Origin of the sequence: Paenibacillus sp. FSL W8-0194, from assembly GCF_037969745.1 — a bacterium.
Classification (GTDB): Bacteria; Bacillota; Bacilli; order Paenibacillales; family Paenibacillaceae; genus Paenibacillus_AQ; species Paenibacillus_AQ cookii.
In genome coordinates this window covers 5,586,112-5,607,316 of the sequence record NZ_CP150205.1, presented here as the reverse complement: position 1 = coordinate 5,607,316, position 21,205 = coordinate 5,586,112, and the positions used below count along the sequence as shown (strand labels likewise).

General features: G+C 55.4%; 17 protein-coding genes. 9 read left to right on the top strand and 8 right to left on the bottom strand.

Annotation, left to right across the window (positions count from 1 at the left end; all coding sequences use genetic code 11):
* Positions 1–42: 42 nt before the first annotated feature.
* From MKY58_RS25915 to MKY58_RS25905, 3 genes are all read left to right on the top strand, one after another.
* Positions 43–198, top strand: a complete 156-nt coding sequence (locus MKY58_RS25915; protein WP_197069894.1) for a hypothetical protein — start codon at positions 43–45, stop codon at positions 196–198.
* A 241-nt stretch (positions 199–439) separates the two neighbouring features.
* Entirely contained in the window at positions 440–1,027 is a 588-nt protein-coding gene (locus tag MKY58_RS25910; protein ID WP_339322628.1) for a TetR/AcrR family transcriptional regulator, read from the top strand.
* Positions 1,028–1,191: 164 nt separating this feature from the next.
* On the top strand, positions 1,192–2,412 hold the full coding sequence (locus MKY58_RS25905) for an MFS transporter (protein ID WP_339322627.1): 1,221 nt from the start codon (positions 1,192–1,194) through the stop codon (positions 2,410–2,412).
* A 139-nt stretch (positions 2,413–2,551) separates the two neighbouring features.
* On the opposite strand, the gene fumC is transcribed toward MKY58_RS25905, so the two are convergent.
* Positions 2,552–3,940, bottom strand: coding sequence for a class II fumarate hydratase (gene fumC, locus MKY58_RS25900; RefSeq protein WP_339322626.1), 1,389 nt, complete (start codon positions 3,938–3,940; stop codon positions 2,552–2,554).
* Positions 3,941–4,194: 254 nt separating this feature from the next.
* Between fumC and MKY58_RS25895 the strand changes: the two genes are divergently transcribed.
* Complete coding sequence (locus MKY58_RS25895) at positions 4,195–5,451, top strand: alkaline phosphatase (RefSeq protein WP_339322625.1); 1,257 nt, start codon at positions 4,195–4,197, stop codon at positions 5,449–5,451.
* A gap of 51 nt (positions 5,452–5,502) precedes the next feature.
* On the opposite strand, the gene MKY58_RS25890 is transcribed toward MKY58_RS25895, so the two are convergent.
* From MKY58_RS25890 to MKY58_RS25880, 3 genes are all read right to left on the bottom strand, one after another.
* A complete protein-coding gene (locus MKY58_RS25890) occupies positions 5,503–5,670 on the bottom strand; it encodes a helix-turn-helix transcriptional regulator (RefSeq protein WP_339322624.1) in 168 nt (55 codons plus the stop codon).
* A 62-nt stretch (positions 5,671–5,732) separates the two neighbouring features.
* On the bottom strand, positions 5,733–7,277 hold the full coding sequence (locus tag MKY58_RS25885) for a DHA2 family efflux MFS transporter permease subunit (RefSeq protein WP_339322623.1): 1,545 nt from the start codon (positions 7,275–7,277) through the stop codon (positions 5,733–5,735).
* Positions 7,278–7,295: 18 nt separating this feature from the next.
* The gene (locus MKY58_RS25880) at positions 7,296–7,931 is read right to left on the bottom strand and encodes an efflux RND transporter periplasmic adaptor subunit (protein WP_339322622.1); all 636 of its coding nucleotides are present in this window, start codon (positions 7,929–7,931) and stop codon (positions 7,296–7,298) included.
* A 182-nt stretch (positions 7,932–8,113) separates the two neighbouring features.
* Here MKY58_RS25880 and MKY58_RS25875 point away from each other — a divergent pair, with 182 nt between their 5' ends.
* The 3 genes from MKY58_RS25875 to MKY58_RS25865 all read left to right on the top strand — a co-directional run bounded on the left by MKY58_RS25875 (position 8,114) and on the right by MKY58_RS25865 (position 10,257).
* Entirely contained in the window at positions 8,114–8,668 is a 555-nt protein-coding gene (locus MKY58_RS25875) for an NAD(P)H-dependent oxidoreductase (protein ID WP_212951126.1), read from the top strand.
* A 12-nt stretch (positions 8,669–8,680) separates the two neighbouring features.
* Positions 8,681–9,136: a hypothetical protein gene (locus tag MKY58_RS25870; protein WP_339322621.1), complete on the top strand. Its 456-nt coding sequence runs from the start codon at positions 8,681–8,683 to the stop codon at positions 9,134–9,136.
* A gap of 155 nt (positions 9,137–9,291) precedes the next feature.
* Positions 9,292–10,257, top strand: coding sequence for an alpha/beta hydrolase (locus MKY58_RS25865; protein WP_339322620.1), 966 nt, complete (start codon positions 9,292–9,294; stop codon positions 10,255–10,257).
* A 98-nt stretch (positions 10,258–10,355) separates the two neighbouring features.
* Here the strand turns inward: MKY58_RS25865 and MKY58_RS25860 are convergent, their stop codons facing one another.
* Positions 10,356–12,128 carry an adenine deaminase C-terminal domain-containing protein gene (locus tag MKY58_RS25860; RefSeq protein WP_339322619.1) on the bottom strand — a complete coding sequence of 591 codons (1,773 nt, stop codon included), beginning with the start codon at positions 12,126–12,128 and terminating at the stop codon, positions 10,356–10,358.
* A 25-nt stretch (positions 12,129–12,153) separates the two neighbouring features.
* Positions 12,154–13,476 carry an NCS2 family permease gene (locus MKY58_RS25855; RefSeq protein ID WP_339322618.1) on the bottom strand — a complete coding sequence of 441 codons (1,323 nt, stop codon included), beginning with the start codon at positions 13,474–13,476 and terminating at the stop codon, positions 12,154–12,156.
* Positions 13,477–13,748: 272 nt separating this feature from the next.
* On the opposite strand from MKY58_RS25855, the gene allC reads away from it, so the two are divergent.
* Positions 13,749–14,996, top strand: a complete 1,248-nt coding sequence (allC, locus tag MKY58_RS25850) for an allantoate deiminase (protein WP_339322617.1) — start codon at positions 13,749–13,751, stop codon at positions 14,994–14,996.
* Between the two features lie 68 nt (positions 14,997–15,064).
* Here allC and MKY58_RS25845 read toward each other — a convergent pair whose 3' ends face one another.
* A complete protein-coding gene (locus tag MKY58_RS25845; protein WP_339322616.1) occupies positions 15,065–16,915 on the bottom strand; it encodes an LTA synthase family protein in 1,851 nt (616 codons plus the stop codon).
* A 312-nt stretch (positions 16,916–17,227) separates the two neighbouring features.
* A complete protein-coding gene (gene gdhA / locus MKY58_RS25840; protein WP_052146730.1) occupies positions 17,228–18,607 on the bottom strand; it encodes an NADP-specific glutamate dehydrogenase in 1,380 nt (459 codons plus the stop codon).
* Between the two features lie 287 nt (positions 18,608–18,894).
* Here gdhA and MKY58_RS25835 point away from each other — a divergent pair, with 287 nt between their 5' ends.
* The gene (locus MKY58_RS25835) at positions 18,895–21,189 is read left to right on the top strand and encodes a helicase C-terminal domain-containing protein (RefSeq protein WP_339322615.1); all 2,295 of its coding nucleotides are present in this window, start codon (positions 18,895–18,897) and stop codon (positions 21,187–21,189) included.
* The last annotated feature ends 16 nt before the right edge of the window (positions 21,190–21,205 follow it).

Genomic DNA, 21,205 nt, shown 5'->3' with positions numbered 1-21,205 from the left:
CCTATATATGGTTAAAATGGCATGCGAAGGGGGTGCGATCGAATGGTTGACAACAACAATTCCCAAGAGCCAAGCAAATATGAAGTCCAAAGAACCGAACTGAACAAAATGCCGGTGCCTGACAAGCAAAGAGAGGAATTTGCGAAGGAAATGGTCGAAGACGCGAAGGAAGCGTTCGGCGAGCAGCAATCCGAGTAGTTGGCGGCGATCTTCTTGAAAAAATATATTGCCGTTCTAAACCCATGGTTTACTTCAACATGCAAAATCGCGCTACAAGGGGTGTCTCCCGGTCGATGAACCGTTGGGACACCCTTGTTTGTCATTGCAGTTGCTGCCTTCTACTCTTATTGCAGCCCATTTATCAATCTTTCCCTGTCCAATACTTGACTTATCGTTCAAGAAAAATTATAGTATAAGACACGAAAAGGAGGGCAAAGCCATGGGCAGACATAAAGAATTCGACCAGGAAAAAGCCGTCGACCAAGCGCTGGAGCTATTTTGGGAAAAAGGCTACGAAAGCACCTCCATCCAGGATTTATGCGATCATTTGGGCATTCACCGGGGCAGCCTTTACGATACGTTCGGGGATAAACACGAGCTGTTTTTGGCCTGCCTCGACCGGTTCAGCCAGCGGGCGGACGAAAATTACAATTATATTTTAAAAGAGGACAGCGATTCGCCGCACGAACAGCTGGAGCGCTTTTTCTCCAAGGTCATCGACGTGTCGATGAACAACGCGGCGCGCGGGCGCGGCTGCCTGATGACGAATACGACGCTCGGGCCGGTGGCGAACGTACCGAACGTGGCGCGCCGCCTGGAGGCGCATGCGATGAACACGGAATCGTTGTTTTTCAGCTTTTTGATGCGCGCTCAAAATAAAGGCTGCCTGAAAAGCAAGCATAGCCCGCGGGAGCTGGCGCGTTTCCTGTCCGGTATCAAGCAGGGGCTGCACGTGATGGCCCGGAACGCGGCGGATCGCAGCGTGATGGAGGATTTTTGCAAAGTCGCGGTTTCGGCGGTCTTCTAATTTTTTTTAACTAATTTTTGAATCATCATTCAAGTATTTTTTTCGTCAATAACGCTTTTCTGAAATTTGCAAAAATACGTCTGTCAATCTTTGAAAGTGGGGGCGATAGACGGTTTTTTTGCCTCATTTTCTTGAACGAACATTCCAAAAAAGGAGAGGATCCAATGAAACGCATGTTATGGGTTATTCTGATGATGTCCATCGGGACGACGTTTACTTCGCCTTTATTTCCGCTTTACCAGGAGCATTATCGGTTAAGCAGTCTGCAAATCACGGTTCTATTTGCGGTTTATGCGCTGTTTTTGCTTCCGTCCCTGCTCATTTCCGGGTCCAGAGGGAGCGGCTGGGGACTTAAAAGGGTTTTGCGCTTTAGTATGTGGTTATCCATCATCGCCACGCTTGTCTTTATGGGGAGCCAGCAGGCGTGGCTGGTCTATGCCGCCAGAATTTTGGAAGGCATCGCGTACGGCATCTTTACGGGAACGTCCGTGGCCTTCCTGCTGCAGCAAACCCCCAAGGAGCAAACGGGCAAGGCGCTTATGTTATCGGGAATGACGGTGTCCGTCGGATTCGGCCTGGGACCGGCCATAACCGGGCTAGTCATTCAATATCTCCATCTGATGCCGCTCAGGGTGCCGTTTTGGATCTTGACTCTGTTTTTGCTCAGCGGGCTGATCACGCTTGAAACGTTAAAAGACCGGGACTTCGAGGCTCGCAAACAGCTTGCCAAAACGCCTCCGGCACCGATTTCCCTCGGGGTTCCCGACGATATTCGCCGTCCGTTCTGGTCCTTCAGCGCGCTGCCGATTTTTACGTTGTTTACGCTGAACGGCATCATCCTGTCCTTGATTCCTTCGTTTGTGAAAGGCGTCCTTCATTCGTCGAACTTGTCGGTATCCGGCCTGTTGATTTTGCTGCTGCTTGGAGGCGGCGCTCTGCTGCAGCTGCTGCCGTTCGTCAAACATCCGGTCCACCGTCTGCGCGCCGGCATCGCCTTGCTGTCGCTTGGGGATTGGCTGGTCGTCTTTTCGGGTTCGACCGGAAGCATCGGCTTGCTCTGGGCGGGCGTTTTGATTCAGGCGCTCGGCAGCGGGTGGACGTTCCAGGTCAGTTTGCGCCTGGCCGGGGAATTGCCGAATCCGGAAGCCCGGTCGAAGGTCGTTTCGACCTTTTATTTCGCCGGATATTCGGGATTCATCGTTCCGGTCGTCGGCACCGGCGTGCTGACGTATTTCTTCGATATGAACGTGTCGCTGATCGTCCTGAATATCCTTGCTTCCTTGCTGGTCGTTTACATGCTGGCTTACTCCGTGAAGTTCGCCCGATATTACGCCAAGCGAAACGGAAAGCCGTTGACGGGAAAGCGTCGAAGCGTATCTGCATAACCGCCTGCCGGGCGGGCTAGCCGCAGCAAAGCGATTCGGAACGAATGGAGGCATGCCCAAGGAGCTTCAAACGCTTAAAGTTTAGCCCAACCGCAAAAGCCCGTCCTTTCCGGACGGGCTGATTTATTGCCGTAACGTATTATTCCTTCGGATGAATCATTTGCTCCGGTCGCACAACGGCGTCAAACTGCTCTTCGGTGAGCAGGTTGCTCTTCAGGGCCGCTTCTTTCAGGGTCAGCCCTTCTTTATGCGCCAGTTTGGCAACCGCTGCGGCATTTTCGTAGCCGATATGCGGGTTCAGCGCCGTGACCAGCATCAACGATTGGTTCAGGTTGCGCTCGATGACGGCACGGTTCGGTTCGATGCCGACCGCGCAGTGGTCGTTGAAGGATACCATGGCGTCCGCCAGCAAACGCGCAGACTGCAAGAAGTTATAGATGATAACCGGCTTAAACACGTTCAGCTCGAAATTGCCTTGGCTCGCGGCAAAACCGATCGCCGCATCGTTGCCCATCACCTGGCAGACGACCATTGTCATCGCTTCGCTTTGGGTCGGATTCACTTTGCCCGGCATGATGGAGCTTCCCGGTTCGTTGGCCGGAATGGTGAGTTCCCCGATGCCGCAGCGCGGACCGCTGGCCAGCCAGCGCACGTCGTTGGCGATTTTCATGAGATCGGCGGCAAGCGCTTTCAGCGCGCCGTGAACATACACGAGCTCGTCATGGCTGGTGAGGGCATGGAATTTGTTTGCGGCGGAGGTGAAGGTTTTGCCCGTCAGCTTGCTGATATTGGCCGCCGTCATGTCGCCGAATTTCGGATGCGCATTGATGCCCGTGCCCACGGCCGTTCCGCCGATGGCCAGCTCACGCAGCGATTCGATGCTTGTGCGGATCATGCCTTCGCTTTTTTCCAGCATCCGGTGCCAGCCGCTGATTTCTTGGCCGAGCGTAAGCGGAGTGGCGTCCTGCAGATGCGTTCTGCCGATTTTGATGATATCCATAAATTCTTCGCTTTTCGTGCGGAACGTTTCCTTCAGCTTCGCGATTGCGGGGAGGACTTGATCCTCGACGGCAATCAGGGCTGCGATATGCATCGCTGTCGGGAACGTGTCGTTCGAGCTTTGCGATTTGTTGACGTCGTCGTTCGGGTGCACGCGCTGCTCGCTGCCTTTTTCCTGCAGCAATTGGTTGGCGCGGTTTGCGATCACCTCGTTGACGTTCATGTTCGATTGGGTGCCGCTTCCGGTTTGCCATACGGCCAGCGGGAAGTGTTCGTTCAGCTTGCCTTCGATCACCTCGTCGGCCGCCGCCACGATCGCATCGGCTTTTTCGGCGTTCAGCTTGCCCAGCTCTTTATTCGCGAGCGCCGCGCTTTTCTTCAGGATCGCAAATTCGCGGATCAGCTCCAGCGGCATTTTCTCCGTACCGATTTTGAAATTTTCAAAGCTCCGCTGCGTTTGGGCTGCCCACAGCTTGTCCGCGGGAACTTTAATTTCGCCGATGGTGTCTTTTTCGATTCTGAATTCCACTTGCATTTCCTCCTTCACCACTCGTGAGTTCATATTCGATTCCAAGGCTCGTTACCGGGCCGAAACCGGCCGCAAGAAACGGACCTGTCTCCATATGAAATATATCATAATCTCCCGGCCAGTTGAAATTGAAAAAAAGAAAGCGCGCGAGCAAAAGGATGCAATTAAACATTGCGTTTACATTTCTCTTCATTTCTTTTCATAGTTTCCTTCTATACTAACCCTAGCAGGAACGATATGAAGGAGGAATAATGATGAGCAAAAAGAAACGCAGTATCGTGCAAGCCGCGCTGTGCCTGACGGCGGCAGCCAGCCTTATCGTATCCGGGGGAGCCGTTCAAGCGAAAGGGAACGCGGCGCCGCCGACCAAAGCGAAAAACGTCATTTTGTTCGTCGGCGACGGCATGGGAACGTCCCAGCGCGATGCCATTCGTTTGAACACGGTGGGTCTGAACGGCAAGCTGCAGATGGACGATATGCCTTATTCGGCGCTTTTGCGCACGCATTCCACGGTTGCGGTGACCGATTCGGCCGCTGCGGGAACGGCGATCGCCAGCGGCGTGAAGACGTATAACGGCGCGGTTGGCGTCGACGCCAACAAAAAACCGGCCAAAACGCTGCTTGAAGTGGCAAAAGGCCTCGGCAAATCGACAGGGCTGGTAACGACAAGCCAAATTACCGACGCCACGCCGGCCGCATTTGGCGCCCACGTCGAAGACCGTTCGCAGCAAAGCAAAATCGCCAAGCAGTATCTGGATAACAGCAAAGTCGACCTGCTGCTCGGCGGCGGCGAAGATTTCTGGTACCCTGCAGGAAATCCGGGCAAATTCCCAGATCATCCGGCCGAAGATCCTAAGGAAGAAAGCAAAGGCACGGAAGGCAATCTCGTCGAGCATGCGAAGAAACTCGGCTACCAATACGTCACGAGCAAGGAAGAGTTGCAAAAGGCGAAAAACGGTAAAATCCTCGGGCTGTTCGCCAATGAGGAGATGTTCCAGCAAAATCCGGAAGGCGAAGGGGACGTATACAACCCTGTCGTTTCGCTTAAAGACATGACGCAAAAGGCGCTGGATACGCTGTCCACCAACAAAAAAGGCTTTTTCCTGATGGTTGAAGAGGAAGGCACCGACGAAATGGCGCATGAAAACAACGCGAAGCTGACGATCAAAGCCGGACAGGAGCTGGACAAAGCGGTAGGCGTCGCCAAAGAATTCGCGAAAAAGCACCCGGACACCCTCGTGCTGGTGCTGGCCGACCATGAAACCGGCGGCTTTTCGCTCGAGCCCGTCGATGAGAAGGACGAATCCGGCGACGGCATTTCGAAAGAGGACGGACCGTTCAGCATTTACGGCTCAAAAGAGCAGTTCTACGTCGATTGGACGACTTCCGGACATACCGGGGCGGACATTCCGTTGACGGCGATGGGAAGCGGCGCGGAGCTCTTTACGGGCGTGCACGAAAACACGTACGTGCATGACGCGATCCTGAAAGCATGGGGCGTGAAAAAATAAAGAAAACCTGCCGTTCCTTCCCGGAATGCAGGTTGGTATGAGGGGCAAGCGCTACAAACTCGCTTCTACGCGGGGGCGTTCGGCGCGGATGACGGTCCGGTATTGGATCGGAGTCAGCCCCTCGTTTTTTTTGAACTTATGGATAAAATTTGCGAGGTCGATGAAGGCATGACCGGCTTCGTCCCGCCCGCTTTGGGCAATACAAAAACGCTCCAGCACGCGAGGGTATCCCCGTATGCGGGAGCGTTTTTCGTCATCCAAGCCTTCCGGCGTCCGGATTATTATTTCGCGGGTTTGGCTCTTTTGCCTTTCCGCGCCCGGCGCAGGAAGAAGGACAATACCAATGCGATGACGGCAATCCAGGTCGCCACGATAAAGGCGTCGTTGATCCCTTCGATCGTTGCCTTTTCGGTCACGACGCCAATGACGCCTTGAAGCGCCAGGGCGAATCCGGTTTCGGCGGGCACCCCGGCCGTGGCGGAGATGTTTTGGCTGACCGCGGCCAAGTTTTCGGCCATAAACGGATTATTGGGCGTGTACAGTTCCGCGGCCTGCTCAACGTGAATCGTCGTGCGCGTGGACATGACCGTCACGAGCAGCGCGGTCCCGATCGAACCGGCCACCTGCCGCATCGTGTTGGACATGGCCGTGCCGTGAGCCCCAAGCCGGGGAGGAAGCTGGTTGAGTCCTTCGGTCTGCACGGACATCATGATGAGCGACATGCCGAAGCTGCGCACCGTGTACAGCAGCATCAGGTGGGAGAAGGTGGTGTCCGTGGTCAGTTTGCTGAATTCGAACGTCGTCAGCGCGGTGATGATGAGACCGACGATCGCAAGCGGCCTGGCCCCGGTTTTATCGAAAATCGCGCCTGAAATCGGCGACATGACGCCCATCAGCAAAGCGCCGGGCAGCAATAGCAGCCCCGACTGAAGCGGCGTGAAGCCCCGGATGTTTTGCAGGTAAATCGGGAGCAGCAGCATCGCGCCGAACATCGCCATGTTGACCAGGCCGCCGATAATGGTGGAAAACGTAAAGATATCGTACTGGAACACCCGAAAATCGAGCATCGGAACCTTCATGTTCAGCTCGCGCACGACGAACAACGCGATAAAGACGAGCCCGACGAACAGCGAGCCAAGCACGATCCCGCTTGTCCAGCCCTTGTCTCCCGCCGAGCTGAAGCCGTACAGAAGCACGCCGAAACCAAGCGTGGAAAAGACAACTCCCCAAAAATCGAACTTCGGTTTGGTCAGCTTGTTGACGTTCGTCAGCCACCGGAAAGCGAACAAGATGTCCAACACGGCAAGCGGGATGACCATGATGAACAGAATGCGCCACGTGTAATGCTCCACGATCCAACCGGAAAGCGTCGGGCCCACGGCGGGGGCGAACATCATGGCGATGCCCATCGTCCCCATCGCGGTTCCCCGTTTTTCCGGGGGAAACACCGTCAGAAACACGTTCATGACGACAGGCATAATGATGCCCGCGCCGCTCGCCTGAATGATCCGCCCGACGAGCATGATCACGAACGAGTTGCTGACGGCGCATATGACCGCCCCGGCGGTAAAAAGGCCCATGGCGGACATGAACAAGGCGCGCGTTCCGTACGATTCGATCAGAAACGCCGTCACCGGCACGAGCACGCCGTTCACGAGCATATACGCGGTGGAGAGCCACTGGACGGTCGTGGCCGACACGTTAAATTCATTCATCAAATGGGGGATGGCCACGTTCAGAAGCGTTTGGTTCAAAATGGAGACAAAAGCTCCCAGCAGCAGGACGGTGAGCGTTCGCCCCATATGAAATTCCTTTGCGTTTGCCATGGCAGGAAAGCCCCCTCGCTAAATGTGGATTCGGACGGTAGCGTTCATGCCGGGAACGAGCCCGAGACCTTTGTAGCCTTCGATCGTGATAATAATCGGAACGACTTGCGTCACTTTCGTGTAGTTGGCGTTGGAATTCGTCGTCGGAAACATCGAAAACGTCGAGGCGGTCGCCAGTCCGATTTGATCGATTTTGCCCGTCAGCGTCGTATCCGGAAAGGCATCGACATAGACGTCGACCGTTTGTCCGACTTTGATTTTGTCCAGCTTCGTTTCTTCAATGTTGGCGGTGATCCACAGATTGTTCAAATTATAAGCCCTTGCCAGCGTCGTGCCGGGCGCGACATACGTATGGGGAAGAGCGTTCTGCTGTACGATCGTGGAACTGAGCGGAAACGTAATGTCCGTGCGGGTTCCTTGCACGACGATGCTGCCCACCACTTCGCCCGTTTGGTAATAATGCCCGACCTGCCCGTTCCAGCTCGCCAGCTTTCCGGCCGCCGGCGCGTTAATGGAAACAGCCTGTCCCGTCACCTGCGCATTGTCGGTTTTCACGTAATTCGACGTCTGGTTGTAATAGTAGATCGCCGCACCGCCCAACGCGAGCACGATGATGACAACAAGAACATTGACGAGAAGTGCGCGAGAGTTCATACGTGTTAGTCTCCTCCTAATCTTGGGTAGCTGGTTGCAGCCAGATAAAGTGAGCATCCCCTAAATGGGGAAATCATATTCAGCATTGTCGATTTTTGCATCCGGCCGCCATGCCTATGGATAAATGAAAAGGGAATGGGGATAAATAAGGAATCAAAGCATGAGTAAGGGGGATCATCCGCATGAAAATATACGTGGTTTATGACAGCGAAAACGGACATACCGAAGCGCTTGCCCGTTCCGTGGCCGAAGGCGCCCGCGAAGTCGAAGGAGCGGAAACGGAGATCGCCCATGTCAATGAGGCGGATATTTACAAGCTGGAAGGCATGGACGCCATCATCTGGGGCTGCCCGGGGCATTTCGGGACGATCAGCGCCGGGCTGAAGACATGGATCGATCGTCTGGGGTATTTATGGGCACAGGGCAAGCTGATCGGAAAAGTGGGCGGCGTATTTTGCACGACCGCTACCGTTCACGGCGGCCTGGAGTCGACGTTAATCAACCTGATTACGCCGATGCTTCATAACGGCATGATCATCGTCGGGCTCCCGAGCGACATTCCGGAAAATGCCCTTTACGGCTCTTATTACGGCGTTGGCGTCACCTGCCCCGTCGAGCTGTCCGATGACGATCCGAAAAACCTGCCAAGCGAAAACGACTTGATTCTGGGGCGCGCTTTGGGCAGACGGGTGGCTGAGGTAACCAAACGGCTGGTTGCTTCATCGGCCTCAAGGTAGGGTGAATGAACGATGGTCATTGCATTCGTGGTGCTCGCCATTGCAGCGCTAGTTTTTCTTTTCGTCTATAACTCCCGTGCCGCCAAACGGGCCGGCAAACGCAAGGAAATAAAGGAACCTGCAAAGCAAGAAGCGGCTAAAACGCCCGAAGCTCCGCCTGCGATGTCCATTCAGGATCTTCCTCCGGAGGTCGGGCCCCCGACCGCGGCTCCGTCTGAACCTTCAAGGACGGTCGCGCCAAGGGCCGCGGACCGGACGGCGCTGGCGGAAGCCGAATCGGAGGCGCACCGGTCCGCAAGCGAAGGCGACCGGGCCTATCGTGAGGCGCTGCGCAAGTTTGCGGGGTATGCTCCGGAAGAAGTCCGGCAGGAGAAGACGGAAGCAAAGCCGGACCCCAGCTCCGACGATGCTTACCGCGAAGCGCTGCGGGCCATGGCGCGCAAACAGCAAAACAAAGGGGACTCCTGAACGGAGCTCCGAGCCTCAAAAAGCAGCCGCAGCGGACATAAGCCGCGGGCTGTTTTTTTGATTGGGGCAATCATTGTGAAAGACCGCGGCAAGTGGTATTTTTAAAAGGTACATATTTACAGTGGTTCGATCGCAATTTCGGTAAGGAGGAAAACATGACCGCGGCAATGATCGTCTTTTTATGCGTGATCGTCATCCTGCTGCTTCTTTTCGGAGCAAGCATATATTTCTATAATGTAGGCATTAAACGAAGCCGGAAGGATTTCCTGGAAACCGATCCGGCGCTGGTAAAAGTGGATCATCCGTGGGAACACGCGGAGGAATGGCTGAGCAGCCAGCCTGTTGAGACCGTGCATATTCAAGGAGAGGACGGACTGCCGCTGACGGGATATTACATCCCTGCGCCCCGGCCGTCGAACCGGACGGCGATCGTGGTACACGGATATAACAGCCAAGGACGGGAAATGGGCGCTTTCGCCAAGCTGTACAGCGACATGGGGTTCCATGTCCTGATGCCGGATAACCGCGGACACGGGCAAAGCGGCGGGGATTACATCGGTTTCGGCTGGCATGACCGCAGGGACGTCGTGCAGTGGATCCGTTATATGTTGGAGCGAAGCGGGCCCGAAATGCAGATAACGCTGCACGGCGTCTCGATGGGCGGGGCAACGGTGCTGATGGCCAGCGGCGAGCAGCTCCCCGATCAGGTAAAATGCATCGTCTCCGACTGCGCCTATACTTCGATCAAGGACATTTTGACGTACCAGCTGAAGCAGATGTACAAGCTGCCCCCGTTTCCCCTTTTGCCCGTAACCAGTCTGGTGTGCAAGCTCCGGGCAGGTTATTTTTTCGGTGAAGGTTCGGCCTTGAAGCAGGTCGCCAAAACGCGCCTTCCCATTTTGTTTATCCATGGCGACAAGGACGCGTTTGTTCCTTTTCCAATGGTTCATCGCCTCGCAGCGACGGCCGGAGGGGAAACCGATTTGTATGTCGTGCCTGCCGCGGTCCATGCGAATGCCTATTTTGTGGACAAGAAGGAATATGCGCATCGCATAAGCCGTTTTGTGGAGCGCTATTTGTCCCCTGTGCCGGAAAAAGCGGAAAACCAGCCGGTCGTGTAAGCAAAACTGCAATCGGCGCCGGATCAAAAAAGAAGCCCCCGAACCGCATGGACGTTGGACGTCCGGTGCGGTCCCGGGGGCTTTTATGGTTCAAAGGATTATTTGGTTTCGATAATCAGCGGGACAAGCTCCTGCTTGTTGACGTCCACCAAGCCAAGATCGGTAATTTTGGCTGCCGGAATGACCGGGAGCGTGACGACGATCATGCGGTGGATCGGGTTTTTGCCCGGCATGACTTCTGCCTGGATGATCTCGATGAATTCTTTGATTTTCGGCGCGAAGGTTTCGCCTTCCTCCAAGCTCATCAGCCCTGCAAGCGGGAGCGGAAGGAATGCGATCACCTTGCCGTTTTTGACGGCGATCATGCCGCCGTTGCGCTTGCGCAGCTCGTTGGCCGCCATGACCATATCGTCGGTGTTGACGCCAAGGACGGCCAGATGATGGCTGTCATGGGCAACCGTCGTCGCTACCGCGCCTTCGATAATGCCGAAGCCTGCCGTCAGCCCGAGCGCCTTATTGTTGTTCAGCCCGTGGCGATGCCATACGGCAACGCGGTTCAGAGGCCCTTTATGTCCGTCATATGCTTCCGGGACAAGCTGTCCGTCTTTGACCGGCAGCACGGTTTCGATGAATCCGGTAGGAAGGCCGGGCGCAAAATCGTATTCGATGACGCGTACGCGCGCTTGGGTGGCGTTCGGGTCGTCGACGTCGAGGCGCAAATCTTCGGCGTGGATTTCCGGCAGGTGCACGGTTTGCAAATACGCCTGCGGCGGCTCCAGATGCTGCTGGCGTTTGATCAGCTTGCCTTCTTTGACGATCGCTTCGCCGCCGATGAAAACGTCGGAGACGTTCATCGTTTCAAGCGCGTCGACCAGCACGATGTCGGCAAGGCGTCCCGGGGCGATGGCTCCGACATCCTTGCGGTTCAGGCGGTTTGCGGCGTTCAGCGTCGCATATCGGATGGCGTCCACGGCTGGAATGCCTTCTTCGATGGCACGGACCACAACGTGGTTGATATGGCCCCGGTCGATCAGGTCGGATGCCAGCACGTCATCGGTGCAGAGCGTAACGTTCGGCAGGTACCCTTTGCCGGCGATCGCCTTGGCGACTTCGGCCATATTCAGCGAAAAGGAGCTTTCGCGAATGTCCACGATCATGCCGGCGCGAAGTTTGGCAATCGCTTCTGCCATGGTGCGGCATTCATGGTCGGAGTCCGGTCCGGCGACGAGGTAAGCCGACAGCTCGCGGCCGACGACCGTCGGCGCGTGTCCCTGCGGAATTTTGCCGGCGCGTTCATTGGCTTCGAGGATGCCCATCATGCGCGGGTCCTCGTGAATGACGCCGTGATAGTTCATCACTTCGGCCACGCCGTCGATGCCGTCCCAGGTCAACATGCGTTCGATGACCTCGGGCGTGAAATCGGCCCCGCCCGTTTCGACCGCCGGGGCGGACGGCACGCAGGACGGTGCCAGCGTCATGACGCGCAGGTCCAGCACCTTGCTGGCTTCGACCATGTAACGAACGCCTTCCTCGCCCAGGACGTTGCCGATTTCATGCGGATCGGTCACGATCAGCGTCGTGCCGTGAGGCAGCACGGCTTCCGCGTAATGGGCCGGCGTCAGCATGCTGCTTTCGATGTGCAAATGCGTATCGATCAGTCCGGGAACGGCGAACTTGCCTTGCCCGTCGATGGTTTCGTTGGCTTCAAGCTCCGTTTCGCCCGGCGCGGTGACGTGAACGATGGTGCCGTCCGCGATGCCGATGGCAGCCGGGTAAATTTCGCCGGTAAAAACGTTGACCAGCCGAATGTTGTTGATCGCTAAATCCAGTGGATGATCGCCGCGCGCGGCGGCAATAAGTTTGCGGTTCATGCTGAATCGATCTCCTTATCCCAGATTATTTGAGCCAGAGGTAGTAGATGAGCGGAATGCACAAAATCCATAACCCGATATGGATATCGCGGAATTTGCCCAGGAATACTTTGATGACGACGTAAGACAAAATGCCGAATACGATACCGTTCGCCAAGCTGAACGTAAGTCCCGCAGAGATGACGGTGAGCAAGGCGGGAAGGGATTCTTCCCATTCTTCCATATCGATGTTCTTCAGCGTGGCGAGCATGGACAAGCCGATGACGATCAGGGCCGGAGCCGTAGCCGCGCTGGGAATGAGCAGGATGAGCGGCGTAACGAACAAAGCGAGCAGGAACACAACCCCCGTCGTGACGGCCGTGAGGCCCGTGCGTCCGCCGGCTTCGACGCCGCTCGCGGATTCAATGTACGTCGTGATGGTCGTTTGTCCGAGCAAGGATCCGCCCACCGTCGCGATCCCGTCGACGATAAACGGCTTTTTGATATCCGGAAGATTCCCTTCCTTGTCGAGCAGGTTCGCTTTCGCTCCTACGCCGAGCACGGTGCCCATGGTGGAGAAGAATTCCCCCGTGAAAAAGGTAAACATCAGCGGGAAAAACGCAAGCTTCAAGGCCCCGGGAATATCGACCTGGAAGATGATCGAAGACGGATCCGGCGGCAGGGAGAATAAATCCCCGAAGGAATGCGGAAGCTTCGTAATGCCCATCGGTATTCCGATGGCGGACGTGATAATGATCCCGATGAAAACGGCCGCCTTTAATTTGCGCGCCATCAGGCCGATGATGATGACCAGCCCGATCAGGGAAAGCAGCACGGTCGGCGAATGCAAGCTGCCGAGCGTGAGCGTTCCGGTTTTGTTTTGTACGATGATGCCTGCATTGGCAAAGCCGGTGCCGATGATGAACAAGCCGACGGCCGCGCCAATGGCATGCTTGATATTTTTAGGAATGATGCGGGATATCGTTTCGCGCAGCCCCAAGAAGGTGAGAAGCAGGAACACCACGCCGGAGATGAACACCATCCCGAGTCCTTGCTGCCATGTCGCGAGGCCTGCGGCCACGATGCTGTAGGCAAAAAATACGTTTCCGCCCATGCCGGGCGCTACGCCAAACGGCCGTTTCGCGTAAAGTCCCATAATAATGCTGAACAGGCCGGATGCCAGCAGCACCGTGACCATGACGGCACCCTGATCCATGCCTGCGGCTTTCATCAAGTCCGGTTGGACGACAATGATGTATGCCATCGTGACGAACGTGGTGAGACCGGCGAGAATTTCGGTTTTCACGTTCGTCTTATAATGGCTGAGCTTAAAAAAGCGGTCTAACCAAGATAATCTCGTGCTGTTCATGATTGCTGGAGGACTCCTTTGTCTGGTTGTGTTTTCGTCTTCTGCCTTGTAACTATACCATGTACATTTTGAACGCGTCAAAGAAAAAAGCGAACTTTGTGCAATATCATAGTCATTAATGTTCGTATTTACAGAAAAAAAGGAGCCGGGAAAACCTGAGAAAAGAGCTTTACGGGTATACATAGAAATTTTGTTGCAGCAGTGATATGGTGTATAGAAGCAAAGAAGAGTATGCAGAAGATCCGGTATGAGCGGGGATATTTTGCATCAGCTTGAAAACCGAGACAGGATTGGAGCAGGAAGACATGCAGATGACCGAACAGCTTATTGAGTGGTTGGGCCGCTATGGGGCGGATGCGGACGGCGGAGTGACCCGTCTTTTATATACGCGTTCCTGGAAGGAAGCGCAGGAGGCATTGGCGGAAAAAATGAAATCGCTTGGGCTTGAACCCGCTTTCGACGATGCCGGCAATTTGTTCGGACGGCTGCAGGGCACGGATGCGGACAGCGAGTGCATTTTGACCGGTTCGCACGTGGACACCGTGCAGCGCGGGGGGAAATACGACGGAGCGTACGGGATCGTGGCCGGAATCGCGGCGCTGGCCCGCCTGCGCGAGAAATACGGAGCGCCGAAAAAAACGGTCGAAGTCGTCGCTTTTTGCGAAGAGGAAGGCAGCCGGTTCCCTTATAACTATTGGGGATCGACGTTTCTGACCGGCGCTGCGGGTTACAAGGACGTGGAGCATGCGCGGGACCAGCAGGGAATTTCTTTCATGGAGGCGATGAAGGCGGCGGGCTTCGGGCCCGGAAGCCGGGGGCGCGGGGCGCGGACGGATATCGGCGCCTTTATCGAGCTGCATATCGAGCAAGGAGCGATCTTGGAGCAGGAAGGGCAGACGATCGGCATCGTCGAGCAAATCGTCGGTTTGCAGCGTTATACCGTCCGCGTGAAAGGAGAGGCGAACCATGCGGGGACGACGCCGATGTCGTACCGCAGGGATGCGATGCGGGCGGCCGGCGAGATGGTGGCCGCGGTCATGGACGGCGCGGATCAGATCGGTGCGCCGCTTGTGGCGACGGTCGGGCGCATGGAGCTGATTCCCGGCACGCCTAACGTCATCCCGGGGGAAGTCATCTTCACCATGGACATCCGCCATCCCGACGGGGCCCGGCTGGAAGAGGCTTGCGCCCATTTCGTCGGCCTGCTGCATGAGGTTGCCGGGCGGCGCAACGTCGATATCGAGACCGAACGTTGGATGAATACCGCACCGATTGCCATGGACGCGGAGCTTACGGATGCCATCGAGCGGATCTGCCGATCGCGGGATTTGCCGTACCGCTGGATGCCAAGCGGCGCAGGCCATGACGCCCAAATCTTGGCGGCCTGCTGCCGGACGGCCATGGTTTTTGTCCCGAGCCGAAAAGGCATCAGCCATTCGCCGCTCGAATATACGGAACCCGAACATTTGGAAGCCGGCGTTCAGGTGCTGACCGATTTGCTGCACCAGCTTGCGTATTAGCCGTAATGATATGAAAAGCCCCGCCCTGATTGACATCAGGAGCGGGGCTTTTATTTGCCGCGCGGGGCTTACTTCAGCGGCTGCTGGTTCACGTAGCTGTCGGACAGCTTCAGCAGCTTGAGCGCGCGATTGAATTCATCTTTGGTCGTTCCTTTGCCGATCGAATCGTTTCCGCTCAGCGGGTATTGCGTGCCATCCTCATATCCGCTGCCGGACATGAACATCGCGTTGTCGTTCAAGAACGATCCGGAAGGCAGGTAATACCGCTGCGGGAGCAAATTATAGGTCTGGTTCAGCAGGTCCTGTCCGAAATGGATGTGATCCTTCAAGGAAACGCCGAGCAGGTTGGCCACCGTCGGCATAATGTCGGTCTGCCCGCCGACCTCCTCGCGGATTTGCTCGTGCGGAACGCCGCTGCCGGCAATGATCAGCGGAATGTTCAGCATGTCGGTGTACGAATATTCATGCCCGTAAATTTCTTTCATGAGCTCTTTATCGTCATGGTCCAGGGAATAAATCGGCAGTCCCATATGGTCTCCGTATATGACGATCAGGCTGTCGTCCCAGAGCCCTTTTTGCTTCAAATCGTCGATGAAAAGCCCCAAAGCGTAATCGGCATAATTTTGCGCCCGGATGTAGTCTCCGACAAAAGTGCCTTGGTAACGTTCAGGCAGTTCCATTTTGTATTTTCGGGCCGGAATCGTAAACGGGTGATGCGCCGACATCGAGATGATTTGGGCGTAAAAAGGTTTGTCCTCCCGGTCGAGCTCCTGCAGCTTCTTGGCCGTCTTCGCGTACAGCACCTCGTCGGAAGCGCCGAAGAATACCAGATCGTCTTCCCCGAAATAAGACTGGTCGTAATAATGCTGGAAGCCAAGCGAGGAATACAGCTCCTCCCGGTTCCAGAAATGCACCTTGTTGGTGTGCAGCGTAAGCGTATTGTAGCCGTTTTGCTCCAACAGACGCGGCAGGCTTGGCAGCTTTTTGTCCACGTAACGTTGGGTGGCGGCTCCGTCCGGCGGAATGTAGAAGGAGGTGTTGACCACGAATTCCGCATCCGACGTATTTCCTTGTCCGACTTGCTGGTTAAAGTTCGAGAAGTAGAGCTGCTCCTTGGCAAGCTTGTTCATGTTCGGCGTAATCTCTTTGCCGTCGATTTTCAGGCCGATCAGGAAATTCTGGAACGATTCCAGCTGAATGATGATCAGGTTTTTCCCTTTGGCATTCCCGAAATATTTGGGATGGTCCGGCACCGTAATGCCCTTCAGCTTGTCGATGTCGGCCTGATGGATGTTTTCCAGCGGAATGAGCGGCTCTTTCTTCTGCGAAAAAATCGTATAAGCCTCATAGTTGAGAATGCCCATTTGTTGGGCTTTTTTGATTTCGTTCATGCTGGCCCGGTTCGGCAAAATGTTAAACAGGCAGACGACCAGGCACAAGATGAAGACGACGGTTACGACGCTTTTTTTCGGCTTGCGCTTGATGCTGATTCTCCATTCCTTGACCTTGCGGCTTTTCAGCAAAAGCACGAGCAGCACGATAATATCGGCAAACACAAGCAGATAATACGGGTCCATCAGCGAGAACACGCTGCTTTTGACCTCGGTTACCTGGTTGACCTGCGCCAAGGCATGGTAGTTGACGATGACGCCGTAGTACTTGAAATACATGATGACTGCGAAAAAAACGCCGGTGAGTATGATGTTTACGATCGTATAGGCCATGAGCTTGCGCTTGGAGGCGCACCATTCGATCAGGCAAAACAGCAGCCATATGAAAGGGATTTCCGTGATCAGCACCCTCCAGGGCAGCCAATCTCCAAACGTTACGGCCCAGGCAAGGTACCCTTTCAACAGCAGAATGATCGTAAAGATCGCAAACGGCTTTTTTAAAATTTGGGCAATGGATTCACGTGACACGATACGACTTCCCTCCGTTGAGAAAAACAACTAGCCGCCCAAACGGGCAGCGAAGCAGGTGATGGATGCGGATTTTCGGAGCTTCGTGAGTCAAAAACTTGCAAAATTCCGGATCGTAATAAAAATATTATGCCCCTCGCCAGATCAGAAGTCAAAACCGAGGACAAAACATTTCAAGGCAAATTCGGGGTAAAAAGCCGCTTCGCGGCCAACAACAAAAAGCATCCGGCCTTCCGGAAGAAAATAGGTTTGCCGCAAGGGGCAAATTTCTTCCGGGAAAACGGATGCTTGTAAAAAATGATTGAGACCGGATTAGATGACGCCTTGGGCGATCATCGCGTCAGCCACTTTGACGAAGCCGGCAATGTTGGCGCCGACCACGAGGTTGCCCGGGTAGCCGTATTGCTCGGCCGCTTGGGCGCTGTTGTTGTAAATGTTGATCATGATTTGATGCAGCTTTTCGTCGACTTCTTCGAACGTCCAGGACGTACGGATGCTGTTTTGGGACATTTCGAGCGCGGACACCGCTACGCCGCCGGCGTTGGCCGCTTTGGCCGGTCCGAACAGAACGCCGTTTTCAAGGAATACGTCGATGGCGGCCAGCGTCGAAGGCATGTTGGCGCCTTCCGCCACGGCTTTGACGCCGTTGGCTACGAGCAGCTTCGCCGCGTTTTCGTCGATTTCGTTTTGGGTCGCGCAAGGCAGGGCGATGTCGCAAGGGATCGTCCAGATGTCCGAGCAGCCTTCGAAATATTTTGCGCCCGGATGCAGCTTCACGTATTCGCTGATCCGTTTTCTTTCGACTTCCTTCAGCTGTTTCACCGTTTCGAAATCGATGCCTTCCGGATCGTACACGTAACCGGCGGAATCGCTGCATGCCACGACTTTCGCGCCGAATTGGTTCGCTTTCTGGATGGCGTAAATGGCCACGTTGCCGGAGCCGGAAACGACGACCGTTTTGCCTTCGAGGCTGTCGCCCTTCGCTTTCAGCATTTCGTTGACGAAATATACCGTGCCGTAGCCCGTCGCTTCAGGACGAGCCAAGCTTCCGCCGTAAGTGATGCCTTTTCCCGTCAGGACGCCGGCTTCGTTGCCGCTGCGAATGCGCTTGTACTGGCCGAACATAAATCCGATCTCGCGGGCGCCTACCCCGATATCGCCGGCAGGAACGTCAACGTCCGATCCGATGTATTTGTACAGCTCGGTCATGAAGCTTTGGGTAAAGCGCATGACTTCGGCGTCCGATTTGCCTTTCGGGTCAAAATCCGAACCGCCTTTACCGCCGCCGATCGGCTGGCCTGTCAGGGAGTTTTTCAAAATTTGCTCAAAACCGAGAAATTTGATGATGCTGGAGTTTACAGAGGGGTGAAAGCGAAGTCCGCCCTTGTAAGGGCCAATAGCGCTGTTGAATTGGACGCGGTACCCGCGGTTGACGCGCACGATTCCTTGATCGTCTACCCAAGGAACCCGGAAGGTAATCAGTCTTTCAGGCTCAACCAGTCTTTCCAGAATGCCGTTCTCCATGTATTTGGGCTCTTTGGCCAGCACGGGAACGAGCGAGTCGAGGATTTCCTTGACGGCCTGATGGAATTCGCTTTCGTTCGGGTTCCTTTTACACACCGTTTCGAAGACTTCATTGACATACGATTTGGCTTTCTTTTCCGCAGGCAGTTCTACATGCAAAAATGTCATTGGCTTCTCTCCTTATCCCTGGATTCAAAATTACAGAATGCTGAAGCATTAAGAAAATCTAACTTAAGGCTTACGCATTCTGTAAGCATGAATCTGTATTTAAACAAGAATTATACACGAGAGTGCCGGAAATCTTCAACCCTTTAATACTTTAAACAGGCAATATTTTTTTGGCTTCCGGAAACATTTTGGACAACTTTTTGGAAGGAACACCCTTTTTCTGGGAAGGAGAGGTAGGCTGCGGGAAGAACGATGTGGTATGATATTGAAAAACAACAGGGGAACGGGTGATCCCATTGACTGGCGAAGAAACGAAAAGCAACATCGTACATATTTCGGTTAGGCCGCTCGTGGAATATGTATTCAGCAGCGGGAGCATCGATTCCGGTTTCCGGACCCCGGCCGCGATGCATGAGGGCACCCGGATTCACCAGCAGGTGCAGCGGGCGTACCGGGAAGGGGATCATAAAGAAGTATATCTTAAAACGGAAATCCCGTTTGACGGCATTATATATCAAATCGAAGGAAGATGCGACGGTTTGATCGTCACGGACGAGGGGCTGACCGTCGACGAAATCAAATCGACCTCGGCCGGACTGGACATGCTTGAGGACGGGCGAGCCGTCCATTGGGCCCAAGCGGAGGTATACGCTTATATTGTAGCAAAGGATCAGGGTTTGGAGCGCGTGGGCGTTCAGCTCACTTACGTAGACGCCAAAACGGGGGAGGAAAGGCGGTTCAAGCGCACCCGCACCTTCGGCGAGCTGACGGATTTCGTGACGGACGTCGTCAGGCGGTACGCCCCCTACGCCGCCCTGCGGCTCGAAAATGTACGTCTCAGGGATGAGAGCATCCGGGCGCTGCCGTTTCCTTTTCCCGCATACCGCGAAGGGCAGAGAAAGCTGGCCGGGTCGGTGTACGGGGCGATCATGGAAAAGAAAAAGCTGCTGGCCAAAGCGCCGACCGGGATCGGCAAAACGATGTCCACCCTGTTTCCGTCCGTCAAAGCGATCGGCGAAGGGCTGCTCGGGCAAATTTTTTACCTGACGGCAAGAACCATTACCCGGACCGCCGCGGAGCAGGCGTTAGGCCTGATGCAGGAGAAGGGGCTGCGCCTGCAGTCCGTCACGATCACCGCCAAGGAGAAGGTCTGCTTTCAAGAGGAGACCGTATGCACGAAGGAAGCCTGTCCGTATGCGGACGGTTATTACGACCGGATTAACGGCGCGGTGCTCGACATTCTCGCCAACGAAACGATCATGACGCGGGAGGTGCTTGAGCGGTACGCCCGGAAGCATAGGGTCTGTCCCTTCGAGTTTTCGCTTGATGCGGCATATGCGGCGGATGCGGTCATTTGCGATTACAATTACGTTTTTGATCCGCGCGTGTCGTTCAAAAGGCTGATGGAAGAGCAAAAACGGCGTACGGCGCTGCTGGTGGACGAAGCGCATAACCTGGTCGATCGGGGGCGGGAGATGTTCTCGGCCGACATCGGCAAAGCCGGCTTTCTCCAGCTGAAACGGGATTACAAGCAGCGCAACCGGGCCGTTGCCCAGGCCGCGGACGCCGTCAACAAATACTTCATCGAATTTCGGAAGGCTTGCGGGGACGAACGGACGCATGTGTCCGAAGAAGCTCCCGAAGAGCTGGTTCGTCTCCTGGAGGCCTTTGCAGGCGAGGCCGAACGGGAACTGGCCGCAGGCCCGGGAGAACAGCAGCTTCTGCTGGAAACGTATTTTGCCGCCCAAAACTTCATCCGCACGTCCAAGCTGTACGACGAACGGTACGTGACCTATGCGGAGATTATGCGCAGCGACGTCACGATCCGGATGTTTTGCCTGGACCCTTCCTATTTGCTGGCGCAGGCGGAGAAAGGGTATCGTTCGACGGTGTTTTTCTCGGCGACGTTGACGCCGCTTTCCTATTATCGGGATATGCTGGGGGCGGATGCGGACGATTATGCCGTCTCGATCCCAACGCCTTTCAAGAAGGAGCAGCTTGACGTGCAGATTCACCCGCTGTCCACCAGGTACCGCGACCGGGAGCGGACGCGCGAAGCGCTGGCCGATTTGCTCTACCGGCTGGTTACCGGAAAACGGGGCAATTACATGCTCTTTTTCCCTTCCTACCAATATTTGCAGAGCGTGTATGAAGTTTTCGCCATGAAATATCCGGACGTCGGGACGATCGTGCAGGGACCCGGCATGGCCGAAGAGGAGCGGGAGCGTTTCCTGTCCGCTTTCCAGGCGGATAATCGCGATACGTTGGCCGGGTTTGCCGTGCTCGGAGGCATTTTCTCGGAAGGCATCGACCTGCAGGGAGACCGCCTGATCGGCGTGGCCGTCGTCGGCGTCGGGCTGCCCCAGCTCGGGCTGGAGCGGAACCTGATCCGCGACCATTTTAACCGCGAAGGCAAAAGCGGCTACGATTACGCTTACGTTTTGCCCGGCATGAACAAAGTGCTGCAGGCCGGCGGCAGGCTGATCCGCTCGGAGCGGGATACCGGGGTTTTGATGCTGATCGACGACCGGTTTACGCAGCCGCATTACCGGGCGCTGCTTCCGGAGGAATGGAAGAGCTAGGCGGAACGGATGAAAT

What these genes read in the sequence shown, in the direction of transcription:
- MKY58_RS25915 (WP_197069894.1), top strand. Translation starts at nt 43, where the DNA reads ATGGTTGACAACAACAATTCCCAAGAGCCAAGCAAATATGAAGTCCAA.
- MKY58_RS25910 (WP_339322628.1), top strand. Translation starts at nt 440, where the DNA reads ATGGGCAGACATAAAGAATTCGACCAGGAAAAAGCCGTCGACCAAGCG.
- MKY58_RS25905 (WP_339322627.1), top strand. Translation starts at nt 1,192, where the DNA reads ATGAAACGCATGTTATGGGTTATTCTGATGATGTCCATCGGGACGACG.
- MKY58_RS25895 (WP_339322625.1), top strand. Translation starts at nt 4,195, where the DNA reads ATGAGCAAAAAGAAACGCAGTATCGTGCAAGCCGCGCTGTGCCTGACG.
- MKY58_RS25885 (WP_339322623.1), bottom strand. Translation starts at nt 7,277, where the DNA reads ATGGCAAACGCAAAGGAATTTCATATGGGGCGAACGCTCACCGTCCTG.
- MKY58_RS25880 (WP_339322622.1), bottom strand. Translation starts at nt 7,931, where the DNA reads ATGAACTCTCGCGCACTTCTCGTCAATGTTCTTGTTGTCATCATCGTG.
- MKY58_RS25875 (WP_212951126.1), top strand. Translation starts at nt 8,114, where the DNA reads ATGAAAATATACGTGGTTTATGACAGCGAAAACGGACATACCGAAGCG.
- MKY58_RS25870 (WP_339322621.1), top strand. Translation starts at nt 8,681, where the DNA reads ATGGTCATTGCATTCGTGGTGCTCGCCATTGCAGCGCTAGTTTTTCTT.
- MKY58_RS25865 (WP_339322620.1), top strand. Translation starts at nt 9,292, where the DNA reads ATGACCGCGGCAATGATCGTCTTTTTATGCGTGATCGTCATCCTGCTG.
- MKY58_RS25860 (WP_339322619.1), bottom strand. Translation starts at nt 12,128, where the DNA reads ATGAACCGCAAACTTATTGCCGCCGCGCGCGGCGATCATCCACTGGAT.
- MKY58_RS25855 (WP_339322618.1), bottom strand. Translation starts at nt 13,476, where the DNA reads ATGAACAGCACGAGATTATCTTGGTTAGACCGCTTTTTTAAGCTCAGC.
- gdhA (WP_052146730.1), bottom strand. Translation starts at nt 18,607, where the DNA reads ATGACATTTTTGCATGTAGAACTGCCTGCGGAAAAGAAAGCCAAATCG.